This is a genomic window from Xanthomonas translucens pv. cerealis (assembly GCF_006838285.1).
GTDB classification, from domain to species: domain Bacteria; phylum Pseudomonadota; class Gammaproteobacteria; order Xanthomonadales; family Xanthomonadaceae; genus Xanthomonas_A; species Xanthomonas_A cerealis.
Genome location: NZ_CP038228.1, coordinates 813069 through 830304 on the forward strand (window position 1 = coordinate 813069; position 17236 = coordinate 830304).

A 17236-nucleotide genomic window follows, 5' to 3' on the forward strand; every position below is an offset into this window, starting at 1 on the left:
GCTTTTGCGGTGCCGGCGTCCAAGCCGCGCGTTCATGTTTTTCGCCATCGCGGCGATCGGCGCCGCCGACGCGGCCGTCAACGGTGAGCCTCGGGGCTTGGGATCGCCGCCGATGTGCGCCAGAATCAGCGCTTTCCCGTTCCGGATCGCCGCATGCCCCGCAAGATCGCAGCCCGCAAGTCCCGCATCCATGGCAATGGCGTGTTCGCCGCGCTGCCGCTCAAGAAAGGCGAGCGGGTCATCGAGTACAAGGGCCGGCGCCGCACCCATGCCGACGTGGATCGCGACGAGGCTGGCGATGTCGAGACCGGACACACCTTCCTGTTCACGCTCAGCGACGACTACGTGATCGACGCCAACTACGAAGGCAACGACGCGCGCTGGATCAACCACAGCTGCGCGCCGAACTGCGAAGCGGTGATCGTCGAGGCCGAAGGCGACGACCGGCGCCGGGACAAGGTGGTGATCGAGGCGCTGCGCGACATCAAGCCGGGCGAGGAACTGACCTACAACTACGGCATCACCCTGGGCGAACGGCACACGCCGCGGCTGAAGAAGATCTGGGAATGCCGCTGCGGGTCGAAGAACTGTACCGGCACCATGCTGCAGCCAAAGCGCTGAGCACGCGCCTGCACGTGGCCTAGACACGCGGCTCACGACGCTGCAACCGCGGCGCTCCTACGGTGACGTTCCCCCTGTAGATGAGCCTCCCATGCGCACAGCATTTTCCCTGTCCGGCAAGCGCGTCGCCGTCCTGGCCACCGACGGTTTCGAGCAGTCCGAATTGCAGGAACCCAAGCGCCTGCTGGAATCGTGGGGCGCGCAGGTCGATGTGATCGCGCCCGGTGACGCGTCCAGCATCCGCGGTTGGAGCAAGCAGGACTGGGGCGACAGCGTGCCGGTCGACAAGCGCCTGGCCCAGGCCGATGCCGGCGACTACCACGCGTTGCTGCTGCCCGGCGGGGTGATCAATCCGGACAAGCTGCGCACGGAAGCCTCCGCGATCGGTCTCATTCAGTCGTTCGCCAGCGCCGACAAGCCTGTTGCGGCGATCTGCCACGGCCCCTGGCTGCTGGCCGAAAGCGGCCTGGTGCGCGACAAGCAGGTGACCTCGTGGCCATCGCTGAAGACCGACCTGAGCAACGCCGGCGCGCGCTGGCAGGACGCGCAAGTGGTGGTGGACGGCAATCTGATCACCAGCCGCAAGCCGGACGATATTCCCGCGTTCGCCGCGGCGCTGGCCAAGGCAATGGGCTGAGTGCGGCGCCAGTTTCTGCAACGAAAAACTTTCTGCAACAAAGAACGGCGGCCTCCGGGCCGCCGTTCTTTTATCTGAATGCCGGTTGCGACAGCCCTCGAAATGCAACCGTGCGTTCAACGTGCTGCATCAAGCCGTGCAACCCGACATCACTGCCCCGACAACGCGCCGGCCGGCACCAACTTGTCGATGTCCTGATTGAAGTGCACCACCAGCTTGCCATTCTCCACCGCCGCCGATTCGATCTGCACGTTGCCCATCACCGCGGCCAGCGCCGGATCCAGCTTGTAGATCGGTTCCTTGCGCGCGTAGTCGCTCAGCCACACGTTGAGCAGTTCGCGGGTGTTGGCGTCGAGCTTGCCGCCGTTGGCGGCCGGGCGGAAGTCGTCGATGGTCGGCGCCTGCAGGTGGAAGCTCTGGGTCTGCTGCTCGTAGCGCAGCCCGCTGGTCAGCAGCACCGTGCCGAGCGGCGTCGGCGCGCCACCGCCGGTGGCCATGTTCAGGTCGAACTGCATCTTCAGCCGGTCGCCCGGCGGCAGCGATAGCTTGGGATCGCGGATGGTCATCTTCACCAGGCCGCCGAGCGCCTTGTGCGTCTGCGGGAAGCTGCCATCCAGGTACTGCTGCACATCGGCGGCGCCGACGCTGACCTGCTTGCCCTGGATCATCGGCTGGGCCTGCAGCTGCGTCGCGGCGGCGAGGAACGCGAGCAGCGCGACGGCGCGCAAGGTCGGCAAGCGAAGCTTCATGGGATGTGGTGCCTTGGCAGAGTCAGGGTTTAACAGTAACCGCAGCGGGTGAATGCGCGATTAGCGGAAGGGGGGCGGACCGTCGCGCGATGCGATTTGACCCGATCGCGTCAGGCGCCGCTCGGCGCCAGCCGCGCCAGGATCGCATCCAGGCTCGGGCGCAGTGGTGCGAGCAGCGCCTGCGCTTCGCTGTGGCTGCGCTCGCTGAGTCCGCGCAGCAACTGCGTCCCGATGGTCAGCGCGGCGCGCTCGTCGCCCTGCAGGCCGGGATGACGCTGCGCCGCTTCGAGCAGGCGCATCCAGTCCTGGCGGCAGCGGGCCTCGAATTCGATGGTGCAGCGCCCTTGGCATTGCAGCCCGTCGGCTTCGATCGGCGTGACGGTGATGCGGTAGCGTTGCGAGGCGGTCATGAGCGTGCGCACGGCGGGTGGACAAGCCCACGATAAGCCGCGTTTGCCGCGATCACGATAGGGATGGCCGCGACGCTCTGTTCCAGCGTCTGTGTTCAGCGCGCCGCGCGCAGCAGCGGCAATGGATCGTAGGCGCCGCCTTCGGCATAGACGCCGTAGTGCAGATGCGGCGGCGTGCCGCGCGCATTGCCGCTGTCGCCGACGCTGCCGAGCGGGTCGCCGGCCTCGACCAGGTCGCCGACCTGCAGGCCCGTCGCCCAGTCCTGCAGATGCGCGTAGTAATGGCGCTGGCGGGCCGGGCCCATCACCCAGACCTGGCGGCCGCCGAGGCCGCGCTCGGCGACTGCGACGACGATGCCGCGAGTGGCGGACAGTACCGGTGTGCCGCGGCTGGCGAAGATGTCCACGCCGGCGTGCTGGCGATCGCGGCCGCGTGGCGCGCCGAAGGTGGCGGCGATGTTGCGCGGATCTACGCCCTGCACCGGCATCCGCAACGCGGTCGGCGGCGGTTGCCGTGCCAGTTCCCAGCCGGCCCGCGCGCGCAGCGTCCAGGGTTGCTGCCAGGCCCATGCCAGCGCCAGCGCCGTGCAGGCCAGCGCTGCGGCGCGCAGCAGCCAGCGGCGCAGCCGCCGCGCAGGCGAGGGCGGCGCGGCCGACATCGCACTCAGCCTGCGTGCGCTGCGGCTTGCCGTTGCAGGTGTTGCTTCAGGTTGTCGTCGATGCCGAGCTGGCGCGCCAGCTCGTCCAGGTAACTGCGTTCCATGAAGCTCTGCGCGTCGGCGGCGAGCAGGCTGGCCAGGTACATCTCCGAGGCGATCTCCGGCGTGGTTGCGGCCTGCGCCACTTCGGCCGGATCCAGCGGCTTCTCCAGTTCCGCATGCAGCCAGCGCTGCACGTCCTGGTCGCCGTTGAGGCGGGTGAACTCGCCTTCGATCAACTCGCGTTCGCGGGTGTCGATGTGGCCGTCGGCCTTGGCCGCGGCGACCAGCGCGCGCAGCACCGCCTGGCTGTGCTGTTCCACCTCCAGCGGCGGCAGCCGGTCCAGGGTCTGCGGTTCTTCCGGCGCGACGGCGCCGAGCTGCTGGCGCTTGTAGTCGCCGTAGGCGCGATAGGCCATCACCCCGATTGCGGCCAGGCCGCCGTAGGTCGCCAGCTTGCGGGTGGTGCGGTTCTTGCCCAGCAGCAGGCCGAGCGCGCCGCCGCTCAGGGCGCCCTTGCCGAAGTCGGCGTTGAGCATGCCGCCGAGGCCGCCGCTCCTGGCGGGCGATCCCGCGGGGGCGGACGTGCCGGTCCTGGCCATGGCCTGGCCGGCGGCGCCCTGCGCCGACTGCAGCAGTTGGTCGAGAAAGCCCTGTAGCTTCATGCACGCATTCCTGTCGTGTGGAGCCACAGGTATAGCGGGCATCGTCTTAGCGGCCTGTCAATCCCGCTGCGTGCGGCGGCGAGCGCGCAAAAAAAACGAGACGGCCAGGGCCGTCTCGTCAGGTGTGCTTGCCTGAGTCAGGCGACGCTGCTCAGAGCGCGGCGTCCTTGAGCTTCTTCAGCGGGCGCACCTTCAGCTTGGTGGTGGCCGGCTTGGCGGCGAACCACTGCTCTTCCTTGGTGAACGGGTTGATGCCCTTGCGCTTCGGCTTGGCGGGCACGCTGACCGAGGTGATCTTGAGCAGGCCCGGCAGGGTGAACGAACCGGCGCCCTTCTTGCTGACCGAGCCGGCCACGGCGTGCTCGAGCGACGCCATCACCGCGCGCACGTCCTTGGCGACGACGCCGCTGGCTTCGGCGATGTGGGCGACCAGTGCCGACTTGCTCAGCGCTTCCTTGATCGGCTTGGGCGCGACCGGCTTGGCGGCGGTCTTGGTGGCTACTTTCTTCGCTGCCTTTTTCGGGGCAGCCTTTTTCGCGGTCTTTGCCATGATGTCCTGATTCCGTAAACGATAGGTGGTTGGGTCGCGCCGACCCCGTCGGCATGGCGAAATGTAGGGCATGTGCTACGCCGCGCCAATAGGCAAAGCGCAAAAAGACGCGGAAAAAGCCCCGCGCAGCGTTTTCTCGCGCCGCACCTGCGGATTTTGGCAGGAAAAACGGCAGCGCGCCCGCCGCCGGTCCTGCCTGTAACGCGCAAGCCGGACTGCGCCCGGGCGCTCGCGCCGTCGCCGGCGGCGCCCGCACGACAACGCGCGCCGGCCACCGCGCGCGTTGCGCCGCACAAGGCCGTAACGCAGCCTGTTCTATGGTGCCTGCCTCATCCACCAGCAGGAGCATCGCATGGGTATTTCGCGTCACGCCACCGCGCACTGGGAAGGCGATCTCAAGACCGGCAAGGGTCAGCTAAGCACGCCGCAGAGCGGGCTGTTGCAGGACACCCGCTATGCCTTCAGTAGCCGCTTCGGCGACGAGAAGGGCACCAACCCGGAAGAACTGATCGCTGCCGCGCATGCCGGCTGTTTCACCATGGCGCTGTCGGCCAAGCTCAGCGAAGCGGGCTTCCCGCCGACAGCACTGGACACGCGCGCCGAGGTCGATCTGTCGATGGAAGGCGGTCCGCAGTTGTCGCAGATCCGGCTCAAGCTCAAGGCAGTGGTCCCGAACATCGAGGCCGCGCAGTTCCGCGCGCTGGCCGACGACGCCAAGCAGAACTGCCCGATCTCCAAGGCGCTGAGCGCGGTGCCGATCAGCCTGGAAGCGGAACTGGGCTGAGCGCCCGGCCTGGCGCACGCCGCCAGGCCGTCGCTTGAAAATGGCTCAGGCCGTGCCTGCATGCGACTGGCAGGCGCGGCTCTTTCGCGCACTGCGCTGGGAATGGTTGCAGCTGCGATGCGTGGCGGGCCCCGCCGGTTCGCCTGCAAGCGACAACAGCTGTCGCGATGCTAAACAGGCGCCGCCGGCCGGCCCCAATTCAGTCTTGTTTCACTGGCGCGGGCCGAGCATGCAGTTGCGCGATCCACGCGCTTGGAATCTTCGCCATGAACAAGCTCTCGACCCGTCTTCTGACCGCCGCGCTCGCCGTGGGCGTGGTCGGTTCCGCCGCTGCACAGGACTATGGCCGCTACGACGATTATCGCGACCGTGGCTATCCGGGCAGCGGCACCTACGAGTACGCCCGCGTGGTGCGGGCCGATCCGATCCTGGTGCCGGTGCGCGGCCCGCGCGAGACCACCGAGCGCTGTTACGAACGCCCGGCCGGCGAATACGTCGACAACGGCTATCGCAGCGGCGGCTATTACGGCGACGGCTATCGCGGCAGCGACGGCGGGCGCAGCGCGGCCACGGTGGTCGGCGGCATCGCCGGTGCGCTGTTGGGCAGCCGTGTCGGCGGCGGCAACGGCCGCTTCGTCGGCACCGCGGTCGGCACCATGGTCGGCGGCCTGGCCGGGCGCTCGATCTACGACAGCAACTCCCGCACCACTGTGCAGACCGGCTCGGTCAGGGTCTGCGAACCGGTCGCCTACCGCAGCGAAAGCTACGACCGGGTGGACGGCTACGACGTGACCTACGAATACGGCGGCCGCTACTACCACACCCGCAGCGCACAGCGTCCCGGCGACCGTATCCGGGTCCGCGTGGACGTGCTGCCCGACTGACCGGTGCGCACGCCTCATGCGCGGCGTCCATGTCCGTCGGCCGCGACCGTTCTGACGGTTGCGGCCGACGCTGCAGGACATTGATCCGTGCCCGTCGCCGATGTTGGCGTTGTGGCACAGATTCACATCCGCGCATCAACGCCAGTCGATGTGTCCGTCGATCACCGTCTGCACCTGGCCGCCGGACCAGACCTCGCCGGCGTTGTCCACACTCAGGGTCAGCAACGCGTCGTGGCCGACTTCGCGGCCCTGGCTGACTAGGTAGCAGCCATCGTGGCCGGGTAGCGCGGCGCGATGATCCAGCCACGCCGCGAGCACGGCATTGGCGGCGCCCGATGCGGCATCCTCGAACCGGCGGCCATTGCCGACGAAGGCACGCACGGCCAGTTCGTACGCCTGGCCGCTGGCCCGTGCGTAGGCGAACACACCCATGCTGGCGGTACTTTCGGCCAAGGCGGCGATTGCGTCCCACTCCGGCGCCAGGCTGCGCAGCGCCGCCTCGTCGGCGATTTCGACCAGCCACCAGCAGCGGCCGCCGTCCATGCGTACCGGCGGTTGCGCACCCAGCGGCCAGCCGGCCAGCACGGCGCTCAGGCGCGGATCGGCGGCATCGGCGATCTCCGCGACCTGCGCGCGCGGTGTGCGGATGGCGATGCTGGGCACACCACGGTCCGCAACCAGCCGCAACGGCAACAGCCCGGCGATGCCTTCCTGTACGAAGACGCCGTCCCTGGGCGCGGCGATGCCAGCCTCCAGCACCGCGTGCGCGGTCCCGATGCTGGGATGGCCGGCGAACGGCACTTCCTTCTGCGGACTGAACATGCGGATGCCGTAGCTGGCGCTCGGTTGCGTGGCCGGAAACACGAAGGTGGTCTCCGGCAGCCGCGTCCAGCGCGCGATCGCCTGCATGGCGGCCGCGTCCAGGCCTTGCGCGTCCAGCACCACCGCCAGCGGATTGCCGGCGCCGGGGCGCGGGGAGAATACATCGAGCTGCAGGAAACGGCGTTTTGGCATGGTCGTCGGAGCATGGCTTGGCGGAGCGCGAAGCTTAGCAATCCGGGTACAGGCAGCGGACGTGCCTGCGTCACAAGCGTGCGGCCAAGCGCCGGCAGTGCGGCGCTTGGCATAGAATCGCAGGTTCCGCCCGGTGTTCCGGGCCTCTTTCCCTCCACTAGACCCCACAACAAAATGTCCTACTCCCCCCCCGTCGATCGCTGGATCGTCCTCAAGTTCGGCGGCACCTCGGTGTCGCGTCGTCATCGCTGGGATACGATCGGAACGCTGGCGAAAAAACGCGCCGACGAGACCGGGGCGCGGGTGCTGGTGGTGGTGTCGGCGCTGTCGGGGGTCACCAACGAGCTGACCGCGATCGCCGACGGCAGCGCCGACAGCGCGCAGCGCGTGGCCGCGCTGGAGCTGCGCCACCGCGACTTCCTGGGCGAATTGGAACTGGATGCGGACAGCGTGCTCGGCGAGCGCCTGGCGGCGCTGCGCGGCCTGCTCGACGACCCGCGCGCGGCGAGCCGCACGCTGGACTGGCAGGCCGAGGTGCTGGGCCAGGGCGAATTGCTGTCCTCGACGCTGGGCGCGGCTTATCTGCGCGCCAGCGGCCTGGATGTCGGCTGGATGGATGCGCGCCAGTGGCTGGATGCATTGCCGCCGCAGCCGAACCAGAGCGAGTGGTCCAAGCGCCTGTCGGTATCGTGCCAGTGGCAGGCCGACACCGCCTGGCGCGAACGCTTCGTCGCCCAGCCGGCGCGGATGCTGATCACCCAGGGCTTCATCGCGCGGCACCAGCAAGGCGGCACTGCGATCCTCGGCCGCGGCGGCTCGGATACCTCTGCGGCGTACTTCGGCGCGCTGCTCGGCGCCAGCCGGGTGGAGATATGGACCGATGTGCCGGGCATGTTCAGCGCCAATCCACGCGAGGTGCCGGACGCGCGCCTGCTGACCCGGCTGGACTATTACGAAGCGCAGGAAATCGCCACCACCGGCGCCAAGGTGCTGCACCCGCGCTCGATCAAGCCGTGCCGCGACGGCGGCGTGCCGATGGCGATCCTGGACACCGAACGCCCCGAACTGCCCGGTACCAGCATCGACGGCAACGCGCGCACCGTGCCGGGGGTCAAGGCGATCAGCCGCCGCAACGGCATCGTGCTGGTGTCGATGGAGGGCATCGGCATGTGGCAGCAAGTCGGCTTCCTGGCCGACGTGTTCGCGCGCTTCGCCAAGCACGGCCTGTCGGTGGACCTGATCGGTTCGGCCGAGACCAACGTCACCGTGTCGCTGGACCCGAGCGAGAACCTGGTCAATACCGATGTGCTGGCGGCGCTGTCGGCCGACCTGGCGGAGATCTGCCGGGTCAAGATCATCGTGCCGTGCGCGGCGATCACCCTGGTCGGGCGCGGCATGCGCTCGCTGCTGCACAAGCTCTCGGACGTGTGGGCCACGTTCGGCAAGGAGCGTGTGCACATGATCTCGCAGTCGTCCAACGATCTGAACCTGACCTTCGTCATCGACGAGGCCGACGCCGAGGGCCTGTTGCCGATCCTGCACGCCGAACTGATCGACAGCGGCGCGATGCCGGTGGAAGAGACCGAGGTGTTCGGCCCGCGCTGGCGCGAGATCACCGGCAGCGTGCGCACGCGGCCCACGCCGTGGTGGCATGCCGAGCGCGAGCACCTGCTGCGCCTGGCCGAGGCCGGCACGCCGCGCTATGTCTACCATCTGCCGACGCTGCGCGCGCGCGCGCGCGCGCTCAAGGCGATCGCGCCGATCGACCAGCGCTACTACGCGATCAAGGCCAATTCGCACCCGGCGATCCTGGAGACGCTGGTTGCGGAGGGCTTCGGCCTGGAATGCGTCTCGCACGGCGAACTGCGCCGGGTGTTCGACACCTTGCCTGAGCTGTCGCCGCGGCGGGTGCTGTTCACCCCCAGCTTCGCGCCGAAGGCCGAGTACGAAGCCGCGTTCGCACTGGGCGTGACCGTCACCGTGGACAACGTCGAGCTGCTGCAGCGCTGGCCGGAGCTGTTCCGCGGCCGCAGCCTGTGGCTGCGCATCGACCTGGGCCATGGCGACGGCCACCACGAGAAGGTCAATACCGGCGGCAAGGCATCCAAATTCGGCCTGTCGGCGACGCGGGTGGCCGAATTCGTCGAGGCTGCGCGCGCGCTGGATATCCGCATCGTCGGCGTGCATGCGCACCTGGGCAGCGGCGTGGAAACCGCGCAGCACTGGCGGCGCATGTGCGACGAGCTGGCCGGCTTCGCGCGCCGCATCGGCAGCGTGGAGATCATCGACATCGGCGGCGGCCTGCCGATTCCGTACAGCGCCGACGACGAGCCGTTCGATCTGGACACCTGGGCGCAGGGCCTGGCCGAAGCCAAGGCGGTGCATCCGGCGTTCCGCCTGGCGGTCGAGCCGGGCCGTTACCTGGTCGCCGAATGCGGGGTGCTGCTGGCCCGCGCTACCCAGGTGGTCGAGAAGGACGGCATCCGCCGTGTCGGCCTGGATGCGGGCATGAACGCGCTGCTGCGTCCGGCGCTGTACGACGCCTGGCACGACGTGGCCAACCTGAGCCGCCTGGACCGCGACGCCGATACGGTGTTCGACGTGGTTGGGCCGATCTGTGAGTCCAGCGACGTGTTCGGCAAGCGCCGCCGCCTGCCCGCCGCCACCGCGGCCGATGACGTGATACTGATCGCCGATGCCGGCGCCTACGGCTACGCGATGGCCAGCACCTACAACCAGCGCGAACTGCCGCGCGAGGATGCGATCGATGCGCTCGCAGGTTGAGTTCATCGCGCTCAGCGCCGTCGCCGGCGGCGCGGCGATGGTGTTGGCCACCGCCGCCGATCAGGCGGGTACCGCCCTGCCGTGGACCGACAGCCTCAAGTGGGTGCTGCCGTCGCTGAGCGCGGCGGGCATGGGTGCATGGCTGGCCTGGCGCTGGCAACGCCGGCGGCATGGCGGCCGCGCCGGCGGCATGGCGTTGCGCACGCTGCTGTTGGGCGCATGCAGTTATGTTCCGGCGCTAATGTTGTATCTCGGGGTGGTGTTCGCGGCGTCCGCCGATGCCACGCAGGGCAGCTCGAACTGGGGGCTGTTTTCGCTGGCGTTCCTGTTCGGCTGCCTGCCGTTGCTGTGGGCGGCGTTGCCGTTTTCGATGATCGAATTTTTCCTGTGCCGACGTTACTTGCGTCGCACGCGTGTTCTTGCAGGTAGTCCATGACCGCTTTCGACAAACAGCAGATCGCCACCTTCCGTTTCGTGCGCTGCGCGTTCGACGCCGACAGCGGTGTCGCGCGCCTGGTCTATGCGTTCGACCAGGGGCCGGAGCTGGTGGAGACGATCACCGTGCCCGGCGCGCCGTTCGTGCTGGACGCGGCGCGCGCGCAGGCGGTGCAGCGCGCGCTGCGCCTGCTGCACCTGATCGCCGGGGTCAGCTATTACAAGGCCGCGGTGCCACCGCAGATCGCCATCGACGACTACGCGATCGACGCGGCGACCGCCGCGCTGCTGCAGAGCGTGTACCTGCACGGGCTGGGCGAGTTCGCTTACCGCAACGGCCTGGATCTGCACGGCAAGATCCGGTTTCCCGCGAGCGCATCGGCGGACGGGCAGGGCGCGGCGGCGCTGGACCTGGGGGAGCAAGCGCTGGTGGCGATCGGCGGTGGCAAGGATTCGCTGGTCAGCATCGAGGCCTTGCGCGCGGCCGGCGTGGAACAGACCGTGGCCTGGATCGGCGGCTCGCAGCTGATCCGCGCCTGCGCCGAACGTACCGCTTTGCCGACCCTGAACATCGGCCGCGCGCTGGCGCCGGAGCTGTTCGAACTGAACCGGCAGGGCGCGTGGAACGGGCATATCCCGGTGACCGCGGTGAACTCGGCGATCCTGGTGTTCGCCGCGTTGCTGCACGACGCCGGCCAGGTGGTGTTCTCCAACGAGCATTCGGCCAGCTACGGCAGCCAGATCGCAGGCACCGGCGAGGTCAACCACCAGTGGTCCAAGGGCTGGGCGTTCGAGCAGGCGTTCGGCGCGCACGTGCAGCGCTACGTCGCTGCCGATCTGCGCTACTACTCGCTGCTGCGCCCGCTGTCGGAACTGGCGGTGGCGCGGCAGTTCGCCAAGAACGACCATTACGACGCGCATTTCTCCAGCTGCAACCGCAACTTCCACATCCTCGGCGAGCGCCCGGCGCACCGCTGGTGCGGGGTGTGCCCGAAGTGCCATTTCGTGTTCCTGGCGCTGGCGCCGTTCATGCCGAAGACGCGGCTGGTGCGGATCTTCGGCCGCAACCTGCTCGACGACGCGGCGCAGGCGCCGGGCTTCGACGCGTTGCTGGAATTCCAGGACCACAAGCCGTTCGAATGCGTCGGCGAGGGCCGCGAATCGCGCGCGGCGATGGCCACGCTGGCGGCGCGTGCGGAATGGAAGGAAGACGCGCTGGTGGCGCGTTTCATCCGCGAGATCCAGCCTCAGCTCGACAGCGAGGACCTGCGCGTGGAACCGCTGCTGGCGCTGGACGCGCAGCACCGCATTCCGGCCGAGCTGTGGGAACGCGTGCGTGCGAATTTCGCAGCTTGAGGACTTGCGCGTCGCGCTGTGGGGCTGGGGCCGCGAGGGGCGGGCGGCGTATCGCGCGTTGCGCGCGCGGGACCGGGGACCGGGGAGCGGGGACCCGGAAAAGCTGCCGCTGACGGTGTTCTGTTCGGCTGCCGAGGCAGATGAGGTAGCTCAGCTGCATGATCGCGATCTGCGCGTCGAGACCGAGGCCAGTGCCGAGCGCCTGGCGGCGTTCGACGTGGTCATCAAGTCGCCCGGGATCAGTCCGTATCGGCCCGAGGCGCAGGCCGCTGCGGCGCAGGGCACGCGCTTTATCGGCGGTACCACGCTGTGGTTCGCCGAACACGCCAGTGCCGGCGGCGTGGTGGCGGGCAGCGTGTGCATCACCGGCACCAAGGGCAAGAGCACCAGCACCGCGTTGCTGGCGCATCTGCTGCGCGCCGGCGGTCACCGTACCGGCCTGGTCGGCAACATCGGCCTGCCGCTGCTGGAAGTGCTGGCGCCGCCGCAGCCGCCGCAGTACTGGGCGATCGAGCTGTCCAGCTACCAGACCGGCGACGTCGTCAGCAGCGGCGCGCGGCCGCAGCTGGCGCTGGTGCTGAACCTGTTCCCGGAACATCTGGACTGGCACGGCAGCCAGGCGCGCTACGTCGAAGACAAGCTGGCGCTGGTGACCCGGGCGCGGCCGCGTATCGCGCTGCTCAACGCCGCCGATCCGCACCTGGCCGCGCTGGCGTTGCCCGATAGCGAGGTGCGTTGGTTCAATCGCGAAGACGGCTGGCATATGCGCGGCGCTGCCGTGCACCGCGGCGAGGTGGCGGTGTTCGACAGCGCGCAGGTGCCGCTGCCGGGCCGGCACAACCGCGGCAACCTGTGCGCGGTGCTGGCGGCGATCGAGGCGCTGGGTCTGGACGCGGCGGCGCTGGCGCCGGCCGCGGCGCAGTTCCGGCCGTTGCCGAACCGCTTGCAGACCCTGGGCGAGCGCGATGGCATCGCCTATGTCAACGACTCGATCAGCACCACCCCGCATGCCACGCTGGCTGCGCTGGAATGCTTCCGCGGGCGCCGTATCGCGTTGCTGGTCGGCGGCCACGACCGCGGCCTGGACTGGCAGGACTTCGCCACGGCGATGCGCCACGGCACGTCGCTGCAGATCGTCACCATGGGCAGCAACGGTCCGCGTATCCACGCGCTGCTTGCGCCGCTGGCCGCGGCCGGCGGCTTCGGCCTGCATGCCGCCGCGGATCTGCCGGCGGCCGTGGCGTTGGCGCGCGAAGCGCTGGGCGAGGGCGGCGGCGTAGTGCTGCTGTCGCCGGGCGCGCCCAGCTTCGGCGCCTACCGCGATTACGTGGCGCGCGGCCGCCATTTCGCCGAGCTGGCCGGTTTCGACCAGGAGGCGATCAGCGCGATCCCGGGGTTGGGCATCGCCTGAGCCGTCTGCTCCTGCATCGGGTTGGCGCGCACGCCGCTTATCCGGCGCCGCGCCTGGAGCGTTTCGATCGAGATGATGCGGTCTGTGGGAGCGGCTTCAGCCGCGACGGGCACTCTCGATAAAGCCCGTCGCGACTGAAGTCGCTCCCACAAGTGGGCGAATCGCTGGAAGAAAACGTTCTAGACTGCCGATTGGTTCCGATGGGAGAGACGCGATGCGCACTCGTTCGATGCGGTGGATCGGCCTGCTGGGCCTGGCCTTGGCGCTGCCGTTGCCGGCGCTGGCCGCAATGCAGGCCAAGCCGGTGGAATGGAAGGTCGGCAAAGACAGCTTCAGCGGCGTGCTGGTCTACGACGATGAAGACAACGACAAGCGCCCGGGCCTGGTGATGGTGCCGAACTGGCGCGGGGTCAACGCCTCGGCGATCGAAAAAGCCAAGCAGCTCGCCGGCGACGATTACGTGGTGCTGCTGGCCGACGTCTACGGCACGGGCAAGCGCCCGGCCAACGATGCCGAGGCCGGGCAGTTCGCCGGTGCGCTGAAGAAGGATCCGGCGACGCTGCGCGCGCGTGCATTGAAAGCGGTCGAGGTGCTGAAGGCGCAGGCCGGCAAGGCGCCGCTGGACGTTGCGCGGATCGGCGCGGTCGGCTTCTGCTTCGGCGGCACCACCGTGCTGGAACTGGTCCGCGCCGGCGCGCCGCTGGCGGGCGTGGTCAGCCTGCACGGCGGCCTGAGTACGCCGTCACCGGCCGCCGCAGGCAGCGCGAAGACGCCGCTGCTGGTGCTCAACGGCGCCGACGACAAGAGCGTGAGCCGCGACGACATCGCCGCCTTTGAGCAGGAAATGAACGGTGCCGGCGCCGACTGGCAGTTCGTCAACTTCAGCGGCGCAGTGCATTGCTTCGCCGAGGCCGACGCCAACAGTCCGCCGGGCTGCCAATACAGCCCGCGCGCAGCCAAACGTGCCTATCGCATGCTGCATGATTTCTTCGAGGAGCGGTTTGGCGAATAGCAGGGATCGGGCATTGAGGATTCGGGATTCGCAAAAGCGGGTCCCGTCCTTCAGCGCAACAACCCCCGGGGTTGTGGTCAGGGATTTGCGCTGACCAGCCGTTCGGCGGTCGAATGCCATGATCGTAAAGGCGCGACCAAGCCGCTTCTGCCAATCCCCCATCCCCGCTTTCCACAGCCGAATGGCTGATCATCCGGTCCGGCACGCACAGCGCGCCGGATCAATGCCTGCGTTCGACCGCGTAACGCGCCAACCCGCGCAGTGCGGCCACCGCTTCGCTTTCCGGCAGGCCGTCCAGCGCGCGTTCGGCGGCGGCGGCGTATTCGGCAGCGCGGCGCCGGCTGTAGTCGAGTCCGCCGCTGGCCTGGATCGCCGCCAGCACTTCCGGCATCGCCTCCGCATCGCCTTGTTCGACGATGTGGCGCAGGCGCTGGCGGGTGGCAGCGTCGGCGTGCGCCATCGCGTGGATCAGCGGCAGGGTGGCCTTGCCTTCGGCCAGGTCGTCGCCCAGGTTCTTGCCCAGGTCGGCGGCGTCGGCGGTGTAGTCGAGCACGTCGTCGGCGATCTGGAACGCATAGCCCAGGTGCATGCCGTAGTCGTACAGGCGCTGCTGCACGTCTTCTGACGCGCCCGAGGCCATCGCCCCGAGCCGGGTGCCGGCGGCGAACAGCACCGCGGTCTTGCGCTCGATCACCCGCAGGTACGCGGCCTCGTCGGTATCCGGGTTGTGCACATGCAACAGCTGCAGCACCTCGCCCTCGGCGATGCGGTTGGTGGTGTCTGCGAGCAGCCGCATCACCTGCATGTCGTCCAGCTCGACCATCAGCTGGAAGCTGCGCGAGTACAGGAAATCGCCGACCAGCACGCTGGGCGCGTTGCCCCACAGCGCATTGGCGGTGCTGCGGCCGCGGCGCAGGTCCGATTCGTCGACCACGTCGTCGTGCAGCAGGGTCGAGGTGTGGATGAATTCGACGATCACCGCCAACTGGTGGTGCACCGGTCCGCCGCCGGCGCAGGCGCGCCCGGCCAGCATCACCAGCATCGGCCGCAGGCGCTTGCCGCCGGCGGAGACGATATGCTCGGCGATCTGGTTGATCAGCATCACGTCCGAGGCCAGGCGGCGGCGGATCAGCGCATCGGCGGCACTCATGTCGGGCGCGGCCAGCGCCTGGATCTGAGGCAGCCCCAGGGCGGGGCGGAGGTCTTCGGCGAGGCTCATGCGGTCGGACTAGGAGGAATGCAGGGATTATAGGCCCGCCGGTGCGGGCAAGTCCTACGCCTGAACCGGGGCCGGGCTGATATCCGCCGCCAGCCCGTTATAATTCACTGTCATCGCCCGTTCCCGAACTGGCAACCCTATCCGACATGCCCGCGCCCGAGCGGGTTCACCATCCCGAACGGAAGAATTCCATGGCCCGCGGCATCAACAAAGTCATCCTCGTCGGCAACCTCGGCAACGACCCCGACACCAAGTACACCCAGGCCGGCATGGCGATCACCCGCATCAGCCTGGCCACCACCAGCGTGCGCAAGGACAAGGACGGCAACCAGCAGGAGCGCACCGAATGGCACCGCGTGGTGTTCTTCGGCAAGCTCGGCGAGATCGCCGGCGAGTACCTGCGCAAGGGCAGCTCGGTCTATGTCGAAGGCTCGATCCGCTACGACAAGTACACCGGCCAGGACGGCGTGGAGAAGTACTCCACCGACATCGTCGCCGACGAGATGCAGATGCTGGGCGGCCGCGAAGGCGGCGGTGGTGGTGCCGGCATGGGCGGCGATCGCCCGCAGCGTGCTGCCGCGCCGCGCCAGGAACGCCCGAACCAGGGCGGCGGCGCGCAGGGCGGCGGTGGCCAGGATTATGCGCCGCGCCGGCAGCAGCCGGCGCCGCAGCAGTCCGCGCCGATGGACGATTTCGCGGACGACGATATCCCGTTCTGAGCCGAACATCCGTCTCGCCTCGGAACTCGGCCCGCGTCTCCCAGCAGAAGCGGGCTTTTTTTATGCCCGCGCGCGATTTCGGGTGCCGTGGCCGCCTTCGAACAGTGATGCGGGGGGGGGGGGGCGTAGCTGGGATGGCGAGGTTCACTCGATGCAGCGCAGGGGCTGGAGTCCGATCGCCCACGCGACGATTGGACGATGCAGCGCTGCTCCGAAGAAGCGGAGTCGGCTTCCTGCGAGAAGCCGCGGCGGGCGGCGATGCAGCGCCGTTGCTGGCGACCGGACTCAGCGCGGCGACAGCCGCTCGGCCATTTCCTTGACGACGTTGTGGGTGATCGCACGCAAACAGCGCATCTCGTCGGCGAGCGTGGCATCCAGGTCCGGGGAGTGTTTCAACAACTGGGCGTTTTCGGCGTCCACCTGGTTGAGCAGCTGTTGCGCCTCGTCCAGGATCGCCGACCGCTGCAGTTCGAGTAGATTCGCGGCGGCTTTCCGCGGAAGTCCCATGGCTTCGCCCGCCTTCACCATGTGCGCGAAGTTCATGTCGCCGAATCGCTCCACGCCCAGGATCGGCCATGCCAGCGTCGCGTGCTCCGGGTGCAGGCGCTGCGGCGTCCGGCTCATCGCGTGCGCGCCCGCTTGCGCTGGTTGGACGCGTCCATGACGCTGTCGGGAACATCGATCTCGACGTGCAGGCCCAATTCGGACAGCACGGCGAACAGCTTGCCCCATTGCACCGTGCCGCTGCCGCGCTCGACCTTGGCCAGGAAGTTCTCGCTCACGCCGATGTCTTCGGCAGTGGCGTCCTGGCGCAAGCCCTGGTGCTTGCGCATGGCCTTGACCAGTGGACCCAATGCTTCCGCATTGTCCAGCCTGATCTTCATTGTGGAATCCTCATTTTCGTGCGGATTCACCGCATCCACACCATACTTACCGATCTTATCCTGTTGATTGTAAAGAATATTTGGATAAATCCTTTCGATCATCAGGACTCACTGGCAAATCCTTATTTCTGTAAGGATTTCCATTGCGGCAAACGAATTTCGGCAGAAATCCTCACATTTGTAAGGAATTTTGCGAGCGCGGCAGGCGCAGGCGTTTACACAGTGCGTTGCCCATGCCGAGGGAGGGCTACCTGCTCAAGTGCGTTCGCATCTGGCTAGAAAAGCAGCTCGGCGTGCCCGTGCCTGCCGCTTTCGCTGCGCGCGCGCCGCACTCTCACCCAAATCCCTCTCCCGGTGGGAGAGGGGCTCACCATCGGCCGCCGGGCGACGCTGCATCTACGAAT

19 protein-coding genes are annotated in these 17236 nt (G+C 68.5%); 10 read left to right on the forward strand and 9 right to left on the reverse strand.

The window, feature by feature from the left end; translation table 11 throughout:
* Positions 1-153 precede the first annotated feature (153 nt).
* Together E4A48_RS03545 and E4A48_RS03550 are read left to right on the forward strand one after the other, a co-directional pair.
* Positions 154-621 carry an SET domain-containing protein gene (locus E4A48_RS03545; RefSeq protein ID WP_058197038.1) on the forward strand — a complete coding sequence of 156 codons (468 nt, stop codon included), beginning with the start codon at positions 154-156 and terminating at the stop codon, positions 619-621.
* 91 nt (positions 622-712) lie between these two features.
* Positions 713-1258: a type 1 glutamine amidotransferase domain-containing protein gene (locus E4A48_RS03550; RefSeq protein WP_058197039.1), complete on the forward strand. Its 546-nt coding sequence runs from the start codon at positions 713-715 to the stop codon at positions 1256-1258.
* A 149-nt stretch (positions 1259-1407) separates the two neighbouring features.
* Here E4A48_RS03550 and E4A48_RS03555 read toward each other — a convergent pair whose 3' ends face one another.
* The 5 genes from E4A48_RS03555 to E4A48_RS03575 form a co-directional block, all read right to left on the reverse strand.
* Complete coding sequence (locus E4A48_RS03555; RefSeq protein WP_039005449.1) at positions 1408-2007, reverse strand: DUF1439 domain-containing protein; 600 nt, start codon at positions 2005-2007, stop codon at positions 1408-1410.
* A gap of 110 nt (positions 2008-2117) precedes the next feature.
* Positions 2118-2417 (reverse strand): DUF3861 family protein, encoded by a 300-nt coding sequence (locus E4A48_RS03560; protein ID WP_039005448.1) that lies wholly within the window; start codon positions 2415-2417, stop codon positions 2118-2120.
* Positions 2418-2512: 95 nt separating this feature from the next.
* Positions 2513-3076, reverse strand: a complete 564-nt coding sequence (locus E4A48_RS03565; protein WP_142741903.1) for a M23 family metallopeptidase — start codon at positions 3074-3076, stop codon at positions 2513-2515.
* Between the two features lie 5 nt (positions 3077-3081).
* Positions 3082-3780, reverse strand: coding sequence for a tellurite resistance TerB family protein (locus E4A48_RS03570; protein WP_142741904.1), 699 nt, complete (start codon positions 3778-3780; stop codon positions 3082-3084).
* 151 nt (positions 3781-3931) lie between these two features.
* Positions 3932-4330: an HU family DNA-binding protein gene (locus tag E4A48_RS03575; RefSeq protein WP_039005445.1), complete on the reverse strand. Its 399-nt coding sequence runs from the start codon at positions 4328-4330 to the stop codon at positions 3932-3934.
* Between the two features lie 352 nt (positions 4331-4682).
* Here E4A48_RS03575 and E4A48_RS03580 point away from each other — a divergent pair, with 352 nt between their 5' ends.
* Together E4A48_RS03580 and E4A48_RS03585 are read left to right on the forward strand one after the other, a co-directional pair.
* A complete protein-coding gene (locus E4A48_RS03580) occupies positions 4683-5114 on the forward strand; it encodes an OsmC family protein (protein WP_039005444.1) in 432 nt (143 codons plus the stop codon).
* Positions 5115-5380: 266 nt separating this feature from the next.
* Positions 5381-5998: a glycine zipper 2TM domain-containing protein gene (locus E4A48_RS03585; protein ID WP_039005443.1), complete on the forward strand. Its 618-nt coding sequence runs from the start codon at positions 5381-5383 to the stop codon at positions 5996-5998.
* A gap of 135 nt (positions 5999-6133) precedes the next feature.
* Here E4A48_RS03585 and E4A48_RS03590 read toward each other — a convergent pair whose 3' ends face one another.
* The gene (locus tag E4A48_RS03590) at positions 6134-7012 is read right to left on the reverse strand and encodes a PhzF family phenazine biosynthesis protein (RefSeq protein ID WP_039005441.1); all 879 of its coding nucleotides are present in this window, start codon (positions 7010-7012) and stop codon (positions 6134-6136) included.
* A gap of 174 nt (positions 7013-7186) precedes the next feature.
* Here E4A48_RS03590 and E4A48_RS03595 point away from each other — a divergent pair, with 174 nt between their 5' ends.
* The 5 genes from E4A48_RS03595 to E4A48_RS03615 all read left to right on the forward strand — a co-directional run bounded on the left by E4A48_RS03595 (position 7187) and on the right by E4A48_RS03615 (position 14010).
* Positions 7187-9796: a bifunctional aspartate kinase/diaminopimelate decarboxylase gene (locus E4A48_RS03595; RefSeq protein WP_039005439.1), complete on the forward strand. Its 2610-nt coding sequence runs from the start codon at positions 7187-7189 to the stop codon at positions 9794-9796.
* The gene (locus E4A48_RS03600) at positions 9780-10232 is read left to right on the forward strand and encodes a hypothetical protein (protein WP_039005438.1); all 453 of its coding nucleotides are present in this window, start codon (positions 9780-9782) and stop codon (positions 10230-10232) included. The genes E4A48_RS03595 and E4A48_RS03600 overlap by 17 nt, the downstream gene beginning before the upstream one ends.
* A complete protein-coding gene (gene murL, locus E4A48_RS03605) occupies positions 10229-11587 on the forward strand; it encodes a UDP-N-acetyl-alpha-D-muramoyl-L-alanyl-L-glutamate epimerase (RefSeq protein WP_039005437.1) in 1359 nt (452 codons plus the stop codon). The genes E4A48_RS03600 and murL overlap by 4 nt, the downstream gene beginning before the upstream one ends.
* Entirely contained in the window at positions 11568-12998 is a 1431-nt protein-coding gene (murD, locus tag E4A48_RS03610) for a UDP-N-acetylmuramoyl-L-alanine--D-glutamate ligase (RefSeq protein WP_039005435.1), read from the forward strand. The genes murL and murD overlap by 20 nt, the downstream gene beginning before the upstream one ends.
* A gap of 214 nt (positions 12999-13212) precedes the next feature.
* Positions 13213-14010, forward strand: coding sequence for a dienelactone hydrolase family protein (locus E4A48_RS03615; protein ID WP_142741905.1), 798 nt, complete (start codon positions 13213-13215; stop codon positions 14008-14010).
* A gap of 220 nt (positions 14011-14230) precedes the next feature.
* Here the strand turns inward: E4A48_RS03615 and E4A48_RS03620 are convergent, their stop codons facing one another.
* On the reverse strand, positions 14231-15229 hold the full coding sequence (locus tag E4A48_RS03620) for a polyprenyl synthetase family protein (RefSeq protein WP_142741906.1): 999 nt from the start codon (positions 15227-15229) through the stop codon (positions 14231-14233).
* Positions 15230-15420: 191 nt separating this feature from the next.
* Between E4A48_RS03620 and E4A48_RS03625 the strand changes: the two genes are divergently transcribed.
* Entirely contained in the window at positions 15421-15948 is a 528-nt protein-coding gene (locus E4A48_RS03625) for a single-stranded DNA-binding protein (protein ID WP_039005431.1), read from the forward strand.
* Between the two features lie 285 nt (positions 15949-16233).
* Here E4A48_RS03625 and E4A48_RS03630 read toward each other — a convergent pair whose 3' ends face one another.
* On the reverse strand, positions 16234-16572 hold the full coding sequence (locus E4A48_RS03630; RefSeq protein WP_039005429.1) for a HipA domain-containing protein: 339 nt from the start codon (positions 16570-16572) through the stop codon (positions 16234-16236).
* The gene (locus E4A48_RS03635) at positions 16569-16934 is read right to left on the reverse strand and encodes a helix-turn-helix domain-containing protein (RefSeq protein WP_260608057.1); all 366 of its coding nucleotides are present in this window, start codon (positions 16932-16934) and stop codon (positions 16569-16571) included. Before E4A48_RS03635 ends, E4A48_RS03630 begins: the two co-directional genes overlap by 4 nt.
* Positions 16935-17236 lie beyond the last annotated feature (302 nt).